This is a genomic window from Streptococcus sp. k-90, assembly GCF_013277565.1.
GTDB lineage: Bacteria > Bacillota > Bacilli > Lactobacillales > Streptococcaceae > Streptococcus.
In genome coordinates, this window is the sequence record NZ_VMNE01000018.1 from 21,605 (window position 1) to 37,967 (window position 16,363).

At 39.3% G+C, this 16,363-nt stretch carries 7 protein-coding genes; all 7 read right to left on the bottom strand.

The window, feature by feature from the left end:
• Positions 1-260: 260 nt before the first annotated feature.
• Positions 261-1,331 (bottom strand): tyrosine recombinase XerS, encoded by a 1,071-nt coding sequence (gene xerS / locus HT734_RS06125; protein WP_173278389.1) that lies wholly within the window; start codon positions 1,329-1,331, stop codon positions 261-263.
• Between the two features lie 270 nt (positions 1,332-1,601).
• Entirely contained in the window at positions 1,602-2,045 is a 444-nt protein-coding gene (locus tag HT734_RS06130; RefSeq protein ID WP_049540162.1) for a MepB family protein, read from the bottom strand.
• A gap of 67 nt (positions 2,046-2,112) precedes the next feature.
• Entirely contained in the window at positions 2,113-3,663 is a 1,551-nt protein-coding gene (locus HT734_RS06135; protein WP_173278390.1) for a ClC family H(+)/Cl(-) exchange transporter, read from the bottom strand.
• A 16-nt stretch (positions 3,664-3,679) separates the two neighbouring features.
• Positions 3,680-4,459, bottom strand: a complete 780-nt coding sequence (locus HT734_RS06140) for a ribonuclease HII (protein WP_173278391.1) — start codon at positions 4,457-4,459, stop codon at positions 3,680-3,682.
• On the bottom strand, positions 4,446-5,297 hold the full coding sequence (gene ylqF / locus HT734_RS06145) for a ribosome biogenesis GTPase YlqF (RefSeq protein ID WP_173278392.1): 852 nt from the start codon (positions 5,295-5,297) through the stop codon (positions 4,446-4,448). Before ylqF ends, HT734_RS06140 begins: the two co-directional genes overlap by 14 nt.
• A gap of 210 nt (positions 5,298-5,507) precedes the next feature.
• Entirely contained in the window at positions 5,508-11,528 is a 6,021-nt protein-coding gene (locus HT734_RS06150; protein WP_188113891.1) for an SIALI-17 repeat-containing surface protein, read from the bottom strand.
• 41 nt (positions 11,529-11,569) lie between these two features.
• The coding region (locus HT734_RS06155; RefSeq protein ID WP_173278395.1) for a ZmpA/ZmpB/ZmpC family metallo-endopeptidase at positions 11,570-16,363 on the bottom strand (4,794 nt) is incomplete at its 5' end.

Consider the following 16,363-nt stretch of genomic DNA (forward strand, 5'->3'; position numbering starts at 1 on the left):
CCATCGCAGGCAGTATGTTTTTATAGGTGCTCAATTTGATTTATTTTTGTGGGATCCTCTTATTTTAAGATGAATACCAATTATAAGTGATTTGCATATCCAGGATACTACAAAGAAAGGCAAGCTAGTGGCTACATAAATTTTATTTCATATTCTTTAAAGCTGTTTACTCTGTTAGCAATTTTATTTGATATGATCAAATAAAATTAATAGTTTATTGAATCCCTTTCTAATTTATTACATAATTTATTTTATGTAATTTATAAACTGTCCAGAGCATTCTTTTGTTCATCATTGACGATATGAGTATAGAGGTCAGTGACTTGCGTACTGGCGTGTCCTAGCTGGTGGCTAACCAAAACTTGCGATTTAGTTGCATCATAGAGCCTAGTTGCTAGGGTATGGCGGAGTTTGTGGGGAGTTACGCGGACTTTGAAGTCCTCAGAGTACTTAGCAACCATCTTTTCCACGCTGGAAGCATCGATACGATTGGGAACACCTCTATAGAGTGTTAAAAAGAGGGCTGTATCCGTCTTTTCCGTCTTATAGCGTTGACTTCGAATGGCTAGATAATTCTCTAGATAAGGCTTAGCAAAGGCTGCGACATTGACCGAGTCACGTTTACCACCTTTTCGAGTGACATCAATAACCATCATCTTGAGATTGAGATCTCTTAGATCCAGATTAACAGCTTCAGATAAGCGAACACCTGACGCTAAGAGAAGAGCAATAATGGCTAAATCACGTTCCTTATTTTTATTGAACGATGATAGAGCACGATTTGAGAGCTGTTGTGGGTACTCCTGGTCGATATAAGTCAGAAAACCTTCTGTTTCATCACCTAGAAAAAGTTTTTGCTTGATGTTTTCAGCTCTAGCAGCAAGCGTTTCTTTCTTTTTCTTGGTTGAAACTTTCTTCATTACATTTCGATAGAAATAAGGTTCGCCCTGGTCGTTTTCAACCTCCTCGGTCAAATACTTGTAAAGACTAGAAAGGGCTGACAAGGTGCGGTTGATTGTCGTCTGAGAAACACCTTGCTTGGTTGTATTGGCGTTCAGCAAAGGACGTTCACGTAGATAAAGGATAAAAGCTTCCACGTCTTTCTTAGACATATTTTCCAAGACAGATAAAGGAATATCAGACATTTTATCGGCGTTTGATATACCAGACTCCAAAACCCAGCTGAAAAATCGATCGTATTCCTTGAGGTATTCGTACAAGGTGGTAAAACTGTAGGGAACGGCAAGCTTAGATTGGTAGTATTCCAAAACATACCAGGGCATGATTTGTTTTAGTTTGTCGATTCGTTCCAGTAAAATCTCGCGTTTCATGTATTTTCTCCATAAATAAGTCTACTAGTAGTATAGCATAGACTTATACATTTTTCAAGAAAATTATAGTTTTTCGGAAAGATGTTATAAGAGCTTTTAAAGTGATAAAAAAGATTTACTTTATATTTACTTTATAAATACTACTAGAAATAGGTCATTAGACTAAAAAAAACCTGATTTTATGTGGAATAAAAACCAAGTCTTTTTTGTATATATGAATCCATTAAAAAATTTTTAACGTTTTCCAATTAAAATTAGAAAAAATTATTCTTATAATTCAATTTCTCTAAAAAATTTCAATTGCCAATTTTGTGTTGCTAGAGCCGTTGTATTTAAATTTGTGCACCAAGGTGGATAAAATCTCATAGACATTTTCCCATTGTTGTCTTTTGTTGATAGAATTTTTCTACTGATAGCCTCTTCATTTGAAATAATAAAAAGTCCGCTCTTATCATTATCGATAACAACAATAACGAGTTCATCTCCCAAATCTTCATTGGTATAAGGAATGTTCTTGTTATTTTGGTCTTTTTTCCAAAATGCTGTAAAATATCCTTCTTTTTTCGGTGTTCTTTTTGCCAAGCGGCATCTTTTATATTCTTTATCTTCATCTTCCTTTATATTGATGAGGATGCCTTCGTATTTTTCATTACACTTTTCTTTAATGAATTCAAAATCACCATAAAATTTATGTAGAACATCAAGTATTCTCATTATGATGTAGGTCCTCCTTGGAATTTTCTTAATTAAATTGTTTACATAATATAAATTATGTAAAAACCTACAACAACAAATCTTTGACTTTTCCAATTTCACTTTTGGGAATAACCAGATGAATCATATCCCCCAGATACATTCTGGTTGAGCCATTAACGGTCTGGCTCTTGCCATTATGGACTTGGGTGGTGATGAGTACGTTATGTGGCAAGTTGAGTTCGTGTACTTGTTTTCCAGCGATTTTGTCAGATACAGGGATTTCAATGAGAGTGACTTCTCCTTCATCTGTCGCTTCTTCAGGCAGCATTTTTTCCAACATAGCCTCATAGACTGGTGCCCCCTTGAGCAAATCCATGATGATGTAAGCTACTAAGGTTACTAAGCCAAGTGGCATGAGGTTGCGAATGTCGCCTACCATCTCGGTTACCAGAATCATGGCAGTTAAGGGAGCCTTGGATATTGCTCCAAAATAGCCACTCATTCCCAGAATGACAAATATAGGAAATTGCTCCTGACTGACAAGTCCAATATTCACACAAATGACACCAACTAGGGCACCAAGCAAGGAACCAAGCGCCAGAATGGGTAGAAAAATTCCTCCTGGAAGGCCACTTCCATAGCTAATCATGCTCCAAACAAAGCGAATCAAAAAGTAAGCTAATAGAACTTGGAAACTAAAATCTTGCTCAGTTAGGGAAAGGACGACCTGATTTCCACCACCAAGGATTTGGGGTAAGAAGATTCCCACTGGTATGATGAGAATAAAGGCAAGAATTGGGTAATAAGCCCTATCCAAATGGATTTTTTGACCAAGCCAATCATAAACTCGACCAACATTGAGCACAGCTTTCTCATAGAGAAAACCAGATAGTCCAAGAAAAACTCCCATAACCAAGTAAATCCAATACTGATCAAGGGTCATGAGTGGGATATTGTCTGGCATATCCAGTACGGGTGTTAGGCCAAATATGAGTAAAGAAACAAAGTTTGCTACGAGACTAGCTGCGAGAGTAGATACCCAGAAAAAGCGTGAAAAATGGTGATAAACTTCTTCTACCACAAAGAGAAGTCCTGCAATCGGTGCATTAAAGGCTGCAGCTAGACCAGCGGCAGCTCCACTCGCAATCAGGGAACGCTCCTCTACTGGACTGGATTTGAGCCACTTGGCAATTCCTTTACCGCCGACCGCTCCAAGTTGAATACTGGGTCCCTCACGCCCCAGCATGAGTCCACTGGCAATAGCAAGAATACCTAGCACATATTTTTTCCAGAGAACGCTCCACCAGTTGAGACTCATCAATCCCTTTAATTCTGCTTCGACTTGAGGAATTCCTGAGCCTTTGATATCTTTTTCTGACCGAGTTAATTTCGCACTGAGCCAGCAGATGAGTATGTAAAATAAAACCAGTACAAAAAGATTGCGCACTAGGTGCGCTTGATCTTGATAAAATCCTTGTATCAGGTGGAATCCTTTTTCAATTAAGAAACGAAAGGATCCAACGATAATTCCAACAACGAGACCAACAAGGATTCCTCGTCCAACTTGGGATAATATAGTACTTGAGGCAAAGGCAAATTCTTTCTTGGAACTGAGTGTTTCTGACTGTTCCTCCATAATCATTCCTTCTAACTTAACTTTCTTTTTCTCCTGAAACCAGTGATTTTACTGGTTCAAAGCTGGTTCGATGAATTGTGGTAACTCCTAGTTTTTCAAGTCCTACCAGGTGTTTAGCTGTTCCATATCCTGCATTAGCAGCAAAATCATAGCCAGGGAACTGCTGATCGTAGTCATTCATCAATTCATCACGTGTCACCTTGGCTACTATGGAAGCTGCTGCAATTGAAAGGGAATTAGCATCACCTTTGATGATGGAGGTTTGTGAAATTGGTAAATCCAGTTTCATAGCATCTATCAAAAGGTGCTCAGGTTGAGGACTGAGTTGGGAGATTGCTTCCTTCATAGCCAGTTTGGTCGCTTCATAGATATTGACTTGGTCGATGACCTGATTATCCATGATACCAATCCCGATTGACAAGGCTTGGTCTTGAACTGCTTTGAAAATCTCCAGATGCTTCTTTTTAGGAATTTTCTTGCTATCGTTGAGACCTTTAATCTTACAATTTTGAGGTAAAATAACGGCTGCCGCGACTACAGGGCCAGCAAGAGGACCACGGCCGACCTCATCAACACCAGCAATTAAGGTCAATCCTTGCTTATAAAGTTCTTTTTCATAAGAAAGCATGGATTCCAAACGCAAATTTTCATCTAATTCAGCTTGAATGGCTTTTTTACGCTTGCTGATTTCCTTTTGAACTCCAGAGCGACCATCCTTTTCAAGTTCTAAAAAAATAGGGCTTTCTAAATCCTTGACTGTTGCAAGGAGTTCTTTTATTTCTTTAATCGTCGCCATCTAGGTCTTCCAATGTATCTAAGGTATAGTTACCGAGTTTACCATCACGGACTTCCTTCACGAAGAGACTGTAGAAACGGTCATAGTCGTCTCTGAAACCGAGGGCGCGGGTCATGTCCATAATAATAACAGGAGCTTCTTCTTCAATTTTCATTTGTTTGAAGCGTTCAGCCAGCTTTTCTGGATAATGTTCTTTGAAATAATTGATACCAAAAATGGTCACCTCATCCATAGGAAGCAACTGGTCTTTGATAGCTCCAGTCAAGGCTAGTTTAAGAGCGACAGTTTCGTCTTCGAACTTAGGCCAGAGAATCCCTGGTGTATCCAAGATTTCCAGGTCTTTATTGGTTTTGAGCCATTGTTGCCCCTTGGTCACACCTGGTTTGTTACCGACAACGGCAATCTTCTTACCAGCTAAGCGGTTCATGAGAGTTGATTTACCAGCGTTTGGAATCCCGATAATCATGGTACGCAAGGTTTCAATCTTAATCCCACGTTCTTTCTGGCGAGCAATTTTATCAGCCATGAGCTTTTTAGCAGCATCAGTTACAACTTTTACAGTTACTTGCTCTTTGGAGTTGATAGCTAGCGTCTGGATTCCTTGTGATTCAAAATATTGACGCCATTCCTTGGTTATTGCTGGATCAGCCAAGTCCGCCTTGTTTAAAATCAAGAGTTTTGGTTTGTCACCAACAATCTTAGTCAACATAGGATTTTGACTAGATAGAGGTAAGCGTGCATCAACCAAAATCGTCACAAAATCAACAAATTTTAAATTCTCCTGCACCTGTCGACGCGCTTTAGACATGTGACCAGGAAACCATTGAATAGTTGCCATTGAGTTTTTTCCTTTCGTATCAAGGGTTTAGAGCCCCTATTTTATTTTACTATCGCTTGAACATAAAATGAATGATGTTCAAACAATTTTTGTTTTATAATACAGAAATCTACTTTATATTATATCATGACTTCTATAGCCCTTCAAGCTCCCTGAATAGAAAAAAGCCATCAAATGATGACTTTTCAGAGGGAGCAAAAACTGTCCCCTTTATATTTTAAACAACGGATTTAAGAAACCATCTGTGTTTTGCAACAATTTCTTATAAACTTTCCACTTGAGGCCTTCGGTATGCTTGAAACCACCTTCTTTCAAGTCTTTCTCAACAGCAGTGTTAAATAAGTCTTGGAGTTGAGCATAAGTTGAAATTTTAGAACCGTCTACTTCAATCTCAACAAAGCCTTTCTGTGCTTTCGCATACACTTCATGATACCAATGTTTCTTCCACTCTTCGAGGTTTTGGAATTGATTATTAGAAACTTTCTTGATAATGAAATCATCACCTAAAAGCCCTTTATTTTCTCTGTTGGCATCACCTTTTAACTTGTTAGAAACATAAGGGATAAAGCCATTTTCATAACCATAGTAACCCCACATACGGAAAGTATTGTGTTTAAAGGAAATAGAACCTACGGTGCTTCGACTCGTATTCCCGCCAAAGATACCTGCCATCATATTGACAGTTTGATAAGCACTATCAAAACCTTCCGTACGGAAGCGACCGTTATTTGGCATACCATGAAGAGTTACAAAGTTATTATCTACCAACTTGTCAATGCTATCAATTGGTAATTTCTTCTCTTCTTCCGTCAAGTCACGCAATTTGTCCCACTGGTGTGGTTCTCCAATTAAACGGTTTCTATCCGCATTGGTGCGCCACTCTTTATCCATCTTCTTGAACCACTTAGAGTTATCAGATAACTTCTGCTTAATAACTGCAGTAGCTTCTAAGTAATCTAACATCATCATAGACTCATTGTAGTTTTTCATATAACTATCAATCTTGTCTCGACTGTCTAACTTAGCTGGATCATAGTTATAAAGTTGCTCTCCATCATTTTTACGCTCATAAGCCATATTGATACCGAGCGCACCGTATTCACTATTTGGAGTAGACTTATCAGGAGTTTGTAACATACCTTGAGCGAAGGCTTCTAAATCAGTACCTTCACGGTGTCTATGACCTCCGTAGTAAACCATTCTATCGTTAACGTGAGTCGTTTCATGGGTGAAGGCTGAAATACCAAAGTCGTCTAACATTTTCGTAACCATGAAATACACTTGATCGTCTTTATACGGGTCACCATAAATCTTAGCCATCGCACCCATAGCGCCATTTACTTGATGCCAACGATCAGTCGGGCCGAATAGCTCACGAATAGGAGATACCACTGCACCACCTCGTCCATAACCTTGACGATTTGCATCGGGAATGCCGTCATACCACTGACTGTCCCACACAGGAGTCGGTACCATATTTTGACTCTTAAGGAGTTTATCACGTACACTCGGAAGAGCTAAACGAGACCAAAAGTCTAGGTATCTTTGTTGTGCTTTTGCTACTAAATTAATCTTAGGTTTTAAAGACTCTCTCGCTTCCTCTGTATTTTTACCATATCTCTCAAATGAACTATAAGCTAAAGTGTTATAGGTAGAAATCATAAATATATGAGCTTTCTTCAAATTGAGCAATGGTAAAATCATACGACCGTGAATATCATTATTTAAACCATCAAATACACGGTGACGCTTATCTTTAAAGACTTCTGTGCTTGTTTCAGGTTCTACTACATAAACGTTTTTCGCAGAATGAATAAACCAGTCATTCAAATCTTTATCTTCTGTAAATAAACGCATGTTGTAGTCTAAGAAGCTACGTAAATCACCTTTACCAGTTGCACCAGCAATCACTTCTTTGTAAGCATCTTGCGTACGGTCACCTTTTAAGAAATGCTCTCTTGACCCAATTTGAATCAAACGATCTAATACACTTGGTGTCTTACCATAAAAGTCAGGTTTAAACATCATAATATCTTTGATACTCAAATCACCATATTTGATATCATAGTAACGATTAAGATAAGTCAGTCCCATCATAATTTTAGCTTTGTTATCTTCAACTTTCTTAAGTAAAGCACGCTCAACTACTTCCCCACCGTTTAACTGATGATCTTCATTTTCTAAAATCTGACTAACAAGTTTTTCTAAGTTTCCTTTTACTTCTTCAAAGCTTTCTTCGAAATACAAGCCTTTAATATACTCAGTTTTCTTATCTGGTGTGTTCTTCCAAGGTTTATCACGCTGATCCATCAAGCTACGAACTTCATCTGAAAGTAAGGTAACACTAGCTAACTTCTCTTTAATACCGCTTGCTAACTGGTTACGATTCTTCATAACCATATTTGGAGTATAGACAATGTTTTGACCTGCCACATCATACTCTTTTACTTGAGCTACTTTAGAGTCCGTTTTAGCAGTTACAGCTAACTCTTCTTTTGTACCATCAGCATAGTGAACCATAATCTTATCAATATCCGATAAATCAGTTACAAACTGCCCTGCTTTCATACCCGTTACAGACAGAACGGTTTTCTTAACAAGATTGGACTCATCTGTTAGCTTATTCCCTTGGTTTACAATCCACTCTTTGTTATAAAATGGTTGAAGTTTTTCCAAGTTTCGATAAGCTAGGTTTCTTGTTTCTTGGTAGTCCTGAATCGCTTTATATTCAGAATCTCTATCAACGATACGATTTAACTTGTTTACAACTGGATCTTGAATAGTAAAGGTGTTGGCTGTGATATTCATCTTAGCGATTTTAGCATCTGCTTCTTCTTGAGAGATACCAGTAATACGATTTGAATGTTTGTAGGAAGATAAACCACTTGCAACACCATTTACATAATTTACACGTTTGATATTATCTAATCCAAAATATTGGTCATTATCATTCAAGGCTGGTGAACCATAGACAATTTCACCATTATTTACTTTAAGCATTGTTACGACGTCTTCAATAACACCCCAGTTAAAGTTGTTATGAATTACACCTCCACTTTCGCCATGCTGAATCAAATTCATAGTACCTTTTATTACAGCATTTCGGAGAAATCCTTTTTTACCTACTGTCATCGAGTCAATACCATGATCTAGTTTACCAATTAAACCACCATATTTAGATTTATTGGCACTAATCTTAGCATCAACGTAAGCTTTATCAACGTTACTTATCCAACTTTCGCTGACAAGTCCACCAGACCACCAGCCTTTATCTCCAAGACTATTAATCTTGCCAATAAAAGCTACATTGCGCATATTAGCTTCGTCTAACTTATTAACAGCACCGGTTACATCATTATTTCCTGTTACTGAACCTACTACTTTGATATTCTCAAGTGTAGACTTCTTAAACATATTACCAATAGGTGCAACTTTATCAGCCCAAGGCATGTTTATATTTACATTACCTAAGTTAAAGTTTTTGAGTGTAGCACCTTCAGCCTCATTAAACAAAGGTCTTTCTAAGTTATGAATCGTGTACTGATGATTCTCTACACTTGATAAAGTACCTCTAAACTTAGCCATAACATAAGCTTTACCTGCTGGCTTAACGTTAACTGCATTCAAATCTGCACCAAGTTTAAACTCACCGGTAGGATTTGCTTGCATGTCTTTTGCTAAATCATGGAAGTTGTAATAAACCTTATCCTCGGTAGCCCTCGGTTTTTCAAGATAATAAGTGTAAGTGTCTCTTAACTTACCGTCTTTATCACGTTGAACTAAGTCAGGTGCTTTTGCCGTTATCTTGTAAAGCTGCTTACCTTCCTCAATGACCTCTTCAATCTTATCAATTGCTAAACGAGTCACTTTGTTTTCTCTGGAGGTTACTTTTAAGTAATAGTTGTTAACATTACTTGGAAGAGAGGTTAAATGATTACTATCGCTTTCGACACCGCTTTCGTTTACTTGTACGAGACTGGTATTTGCAATATCTTTCAACTCAACTTTCTTTAAATCTAAGCGTAAAGGTTTATCTTCCAAAGTCGATACTTCTGCACCCTTACCTATATCATAAGTCATAGTGGTTGAAATCGTATAATCTTTGTAATAGTCTAAGTTCTCTAATACTTGAGATAAGTTATCGGTTTTTAAATCAAGCGTTTTTACAATTTTTCCACCTTCTTTAATAGTCGCTACAATGCGTGTAATTGTAGCATTGTCTTGATTTTCTAGATTGTAATTAATTGTAGCAGACTTAGCTAAAACATCCTTAGATACAGTGGTCAGAGTCAAAACAGGAGCCGTTTTTTCTTTGGGCTTTTCTTTGGTACCTTTTACAAGAATTTCAGGCTTCATTTCTTTCAAAATAGTTACTGTTTCAACTGGGTCACTGATTTTTTTGCCATGTAACTCTTCATAGCTAGTAACAATTTGACGTTCGCCATCCTCACCAACTTGTTTAATAGAATCATCACCTATAAATTTGCTAGAATCAGATTCTTCTGTGATAGTTTTAGGAATAGTCTCTGTACGAATATCAGTATGTAAGGCAGGAAGCTCTTCTCTCTCTGGAGCAACGTCAGGAACTGTAGCTAGTGGATCGGTATACTCTGAGATTTCAATAACCGGCGGATCAATTAAGTTTCCTGTTTCATCTACTCCTGTTGTACCTACAGATTCCGTGTATTCTGACTTCTCGGACTTGGGTGCTTCTTCTGGAACTGTGCCTACCGGTTCAGTGTATGCTGGTTTTTCATGAACTTCTGGCTCACCTTTATCAGTTACAACAGCTTCGGGTAAGGCTGGTTGAACTTCAGGTTCCCCTTTGTCAGTCACAACTGCTTCGGGTAAGGCTGGCTGAACTTCCGGTTCGCCTTTATCAGTTACAACAGCTTCGGGTAATGCCGGTTGAACCTCAGGTTCACCCTTTTCTGTGACTACAGCTTCTGGCAACTCAGCTTGAACTTCTGGTTCTCCTTTTTCAGTTACAACAGCTTCTGGTAATGCTGGTTGAACTTCAGGTTCTCCTTTTTCAGTTACAACAGCTTCTGGTAAGGCTGGTTGAACTTCTGGTTCTCCTTTTTCAGTTACAACAGCTTCTGGTAAGGCTGGTTGAACTTCTGGTTCCCCTTTTTCAGTCACAACGGCTTCTGGTAATGCTGGTTGAACTTCAGGTTCCCCTTTTTCAGTCACAACGGCTTCGGGTAAGGCTGGTTGAACCTCAGGTTCTACCAGATTACCACCAACTGGTGCTGTATATTCTGGTTTCTCTGCTTTAGGTGCTTCATCAGGTACTGTGCCCACTGGTTGAGTGTATTCTGGTTTCTCTGCTTTAGGTGCTTCGTCTGGAGCCATACCTACAGGCTCAGTGTATGCTGGCTTCTCATACTTAGGAGCAACGTCAGGGACTGTGCCTACTGGAGCAGTGTACTCTGACTTCTCAGCTTTAGGTGCTTCGTCAGGCACTGTACCCACAGGTTGAGTGTATTCTGGTTTTTCATGAACTTCAGGCTCAACCAGATTACCACCAACTGGTGCTGTATGTTCTGGTTTCTCAGCCTTAGGAGCCTCATCTGGAACTGTGCCTACGGGTTTAGTGTATTCAGATTTCTCTGATTTAGTTGTCTCGTTTGGAACGGTGCTTACAGACTCTGGATTTTTAGTTTTTTCTGCTTTAGGCGCTTCATTATGAACATTTTGAATTTCAGATACTGGAACATTTTTTGTCCCCTCAGCTTTATGTTGAATTTCTGAAATTGCATCATCATTAAGGGGTAAGTATCCAATATAACGATATCCAGCAATTTGAACTACTCCTTCATGACTTGGAGCTTTCAAAGGATTGCTTATATCGAGAGCTTGCATACTAGAAAGACTAATCAGTCCGATAGTAGTAACTAAGAACAAACTACTAACTTTTTTCTTTTTATGAACCAAAAGGACTAAACTACCAACAGCTAATAGACCTAAAGCTGTAAGCACAGAAGTCGATGAACCTGTTGCAGGAAGAGCTTCCTGCTGATAAATAAGAGCATAAGTTACCTCATTATCAGTAGGAATTCCTGCTTGAATCTTGCTTTGTTCTTCCTTTGTAAGAGCGCTTTTTTCAATGTAATGATAGGTAGAAGCATGAATGACTGACGGCGCAACCAAGATACTTCCGAGTAAAACTGAACCAACAATCCCACAGATTTTTCGGATTGAAAACCGTTCTTTTTTAAATAATGACAAGCGTAATCACCTTCTTTAATTTTATTTCCTAATAGTAAACACTATTTTTTATTCTTAAAAATTGAACTTCTAAAATCATCAGTTTGATTTAGATAGGCCTTAAACACTGCTCTCTTTAACTTATGAACTGCACTATCATATTCTGGATTATAGTTGTCCCAAGAATAACGATTCTCATCTGCATCCTTACGGACAGCTTCGTCCATTAATCGCTGCAGTTCTTCTACACTATGAATCGTCTTTCTTGCAAAACTTGCCCAAGATTTAGTTGGATCGTTGAAGGTAACCTGCTTCAAGTTCCCAAACTGACCCACCCGTTCTTGGTACATAGCTGTCTTAAATTCTGCCCAAGTTTTATACTTACCTTCAAATACCTTTTCCAAAACAAGATCATCTGTCACCAATCCTCGTTCTTTACCATAAAGATTGATAGTTTTCCCTTGTTGTTTAGCAATTTCCTCGTATTGGTTTGAGATATAAGGTACCATTCCATCCTTAAAACCTTTGGCAGCCAAAAGTTCATAAGCTATCCTACGTCCCATCAAATCACCCGGAGTTCCCTTACTGCTCAGAGCCGAATAGATTGGGGCGAAGAGTTTAATCGTATAGTAACCGTTTCTTTCATATTCCCCAGACTTATATTCACGAGCTGACAAGATATTATTTGTAATCAAACTATCAAAGGTAGTCAATTTTTTGGCATCTTCTTCTGTCAGATTTTGTACAACGTTAGTAGCGTAAACCTCATTTCCATCTGCAGGATCTTTTACGTATTTATTCTCGATTTTTCTCAGGGCTGTCATTTTCTGATACGTATCTAATTGCTTCACGATAGATTGCCCTTCGAGATATTCCAACATGTAAACGACATCAAACATATTGTGGGCGTAGTTCTGAAGATCTGCTGCGTTATTAAATCTTGTAGTTGGATCAAGCACTTGCAATCGCTGACCTTCTGTACTATCTGATGTTTTATGTTTCAAGATAGAGTTGATGGTAATGGTTGCATCACTTGGTTGGTCAGGAGCTTGCAATAAGCCTTTTGCGAAGAACTCCGGTCCTAAGCCACTTCTTCGACCATAGCCACCAAGGTAAATATCCTGATCTGAATCATGTGTCATCTCATGGGTATAGGTGATAGCTCCATCCTTATCTAACATACGATAGGACATATAGTAAACGCCATCTCCAGTTGCATAAGCACCATGATGATTGTGAACTACTTTATTCCCCACTGGACCAAAGAAATTCTTCATCGCCGGATTGGTACTATCAAACTTAGCCTCAACTGTAGCTTTTCCAGATGTTGTATCATCTCCAAACTTATAGGCATCATAAAGTAGAATCGTACGATAGAGCTTTTCACGTCCTTCTTTATCTAAAATACGATACCAATAATCGTAGTGATCTCGCTGACGCTTGGCTGTTTCACGCGCATTATCTTCAACAAACTTATTGAGTTCATCTCCAGCTTTGTAGTCACTATTGCGGTAACGATCATAAGCTCCAAATCCTAGACTAGACATGGTCGAGATGACAAATACAGATCTTTCTGGCAAGGTGAGGAGAGGCAAGACCATATTGCGGTATTTCCAAGTACTACTAGTAATTCTGTCATAAACACCGATAGAATACTTAGTCCCTGCTTGCTCTTGCTTGGCTTTGACCTCTGCAATAGTGGATTTTTCTTCGACAATGAAAGCTTTGGTCTGTTTTTTAAACCAGTCATTATTGCTAGTGTTTGGTAAAAAGACTTTTCGGTAATTTTCTAGCGTGCTAAACAAATCTGTCGTTCCATGATGGCTGGCAAGACTGATAGCATAAGTATCGACATTGTTTTTAGCAAGAAGATTGTTAAAGCCAGATTTACCTAACTCAATCAGAGTATCTAATGGTGAAGTATTTCCTTTACCAAAGAAGTCCGGATGATACATAACTAGGTCTTTGACATTCACTTGACCATAGCTAAAGTTATACCAACGTTCTAAATAAGTTAAACCGAGTAGCAAGGCTTCCTTATTTTTCTTGATTTTATCTACAAGATAGCCTCTGGTAACTGGGTTGTCACCAACAAGTCCAGCATCTGCTGACAAGAGTTTTTTCAAACTGTTTGCCAAATCTTGTTTTGTTTTGGCGAACTGGTCTTCCAGATAGAGCTCAGTTTGCTTGACATCTGGAGAAATTCCGAGTGTCTTTCTGATGGCATCCGACTTATAGTCAATCTTTTGTAAGTCAGGTAAGACTTGCTTAATGATAGAGTCTTGGTCATACAAGAATTGATTTGGAGTGTAGAGGAGTCCTGTATCCCCTAAACTATATTCTGTTAGCTTGGCAAAATCAGTCTGGTACTTGAGATCGAGCTTCTCAGATGAATGGTCCTGATAGTGAAGCAAGAGTTTATTTGCAGTCTGTTTGTTGGAAACAATATCTGTGATGACTTGGTCATCCTTCATCATAACTGCGGACAAGAGTTCTTTTTGATATAAGAGACTGTTCTCCTTGACCAGGTTTCCGTATTTCACGATGGTCGCCTTGTTATAGAAAGGTAACAATTTTTCAATGTTCTTATAAACCAAAGCACGGTTAGCTTGATAATGCTTCACCTTAGAAAAATCACTTTCTTTACTACCACTTGTTGAAAGGGGCTCCACTGTTGGAGGAGTGAGAGGATTGATTTCTGCTTTTTTGTTAGTCACTTCAGAAGCCTCTAGCATTGTTCCTCTTTCTTCAAAGGATTCTTTGCTGACGACTTCATCCCTAACCAAGGTGACATTGTATACTCTGTTCGCCTTGCTGCTGAATGTGTCCTTCACCTTCATTCCATTGTAGTGGTAACCGGTAATAGCATTCCCGTTGGTTACATTGACATCACTTAGTACATTGGTCAACCTTCCTGCATGCTGTTCCTCATTCGTCTTTCGATCCCACAAATATCCAGCCACACCCGCAACTCTACCAAAGTGCTTGACATTGTTGATATCACCTTCAGCATAGCTATCCTGTATATGCGCATCTTGGTCTACTAGACCTGCTAGCCCACCAACAGTCTGATCTGAACTATTGGTGTTGGATGAAATGGCTACTGTCGCTTTTGACTTAGTCAGCGAAGCTTTGTTTCCTGTCAAATGACCGACCAGACCACCGATATTATAGGCAGCAGTTGTTTCATAGGTATTGATAATTCTTCCCTTGAAACTACTCTCTGTGATGCTTGATTGGTCTGCCTTAGCCAACAAACCACCGATACCGCGTTCTCCAGCCAGAACACCATCGACATGAACTTGTTTGATCTTTGTGCCATTCTGAGCTTCATTTGCCAGTGAAGCAATATCATTTTTCCCTGAAATAGTAACATTTTTTAGACTCAGTTTTTCTACTGTAGCACCACTCAAGTTTTCAAACAGAGGTTTTTTCAAGTTATAAATAGCATACTTCTTACCATCTTTTTCTCCAATCAACTGACCAGTAAAGGTTCCCTTGATATAGGATCTTTCATCAGGACCAAGCTCCACTTCGTTAGCATTCAGGCTGGCCGCTAAATGATAGGTTCCAGAGAGATTTTGGTTTATAGCTTTGACCAGATTACTAAAGGAAGTAAAGTTTGTCTTTTCCTCTTTAGACTTCTTATCGAGGTAGAAGGTGAAATGGTCGACATATTTATTGTTCTGCTCTTGCTGGAGTTTCTCAGCTTTGGCTGTGATTTTATAAACTGGCTGACCATTTCTTTCCTCTTCAGTTATTGAGGCGACTGGCAGATAGACATCTTTAAATGCCGAAGATTTTACCTTGACAAAGTAATTATCCGTATTCTTTGGAATTCCATCCAATGAGATATGTTGTTTATAAGTCCCATTCGTCTGGCTGTACAACTCAATATCCGAAACATTTCTTAATTCGAGTGTTTTTTCTGGATCCTGCTCTTTCGTTTTTTCAGTCGGAATATCTGGCTTTACTTGATCAATATCACCAGTGTATTCTGGAAGTGGGGCTACCTGTTCAGGCTCACCTTTGTCACTTACTACAGCCTCTGGCAAGGCGGGTTGGACTGCAGGTTCGCCTTTGTCGGTTACAACAGCCTCTGGTAACTCTGCTTGGACTGCAGATTCGCCTTTATCACTTACAACAGCTTCTGGTAACGCTGGTTGGACTTCAGGTTCGCCTTTGTCACTTACAACAGCTTCTGGCAAGGCGGGTTGGACTGCAGGTTCGCCTTTATCACTTACAACAGCTTCTGGTAACGCTGGCTGGATCGCAGGCTCACCCTTGTCGGTTATTACAGCTTCTGGCAACTCTGCTTGGACTGCAGGCTCACTCTTGTCGGTTATTACAGCTTCTGGCAACTCTGGTTGGACCGCAGGTTCACCTTTATCAGTAACAACAGCTTCTGGTAATTCTGGCTGGACTTCAGGTTCATCTTTGTCACTTACAACGGCTTCTGGTAGCTCTGGTTGGACTGCAGGTTTACCTTTGTCACTTACTACAGCCTCTGGCAACTCTGCTTGGACTGCAGGTTCGCCTTTATCACTTACAACAGCTTCTGGTAACGCAGGTTGAACTTCAGGTTCGCCTTTGTCGGTTACTACTACTTCTGGTAACGCTGGTTGGATTGCAGGTTCCCCTTTTTCAGTTACAACAGCTTCTGGTAAAGCGGGTTGGACTGCAGGTTCGCCTTTATCACTTACAACAGCTTCTGGTAATTCAGGCTGAACTGCAGGTTCACCTTTATCGGTTACAACAGCTTCTGGCAACTCTGGTTGAACTGCAGGCTCCCCTTTGTCGGTTACAACAGCTTCTGGTAACGCTGGTTGGACTGCTGGCTCGCCTTTGTCACTTAC

Excerpts from the sequence above, each read along its gene's own strand:
- HT734_RS06130 (WP_049540162.1), bottom strand. The coding sequence starts at position 2,045 with ATGAGAATACTTGATGTTCTACATAAATTTTATGGTGATTTTGAATTC.
- HT734_RS06140 (WP_173278391.1), bottom strand. The coding sequence starts at position 4,459 with ATGGCGACGATTAAAGAAATAAAAGAACTCCTTGCAACAGTCAAGGAT.
- HT734_RS06135 (WP_173278390.1), bottom strand. The coding sequence starts at position 3,663 with ATGGAGGAACAGTCAGAAACACTCAGTTCCAAGAAAGAATTTGCCTTT.
- ylqF (WP_173278392.1), bottom strand. The coding sequence starts at position 5,297 with ATGGCAACTATTCAATGGTTTCCTGGTCACATGTCTAAAGCGCGTCGA.
- xerS (WP_173278389.1), bottom strand. The coding sequence starts at position 1,331 with ATGAAACGCGAGATTTTACTGGAACGAATCGACAAACTAAAACAAATC.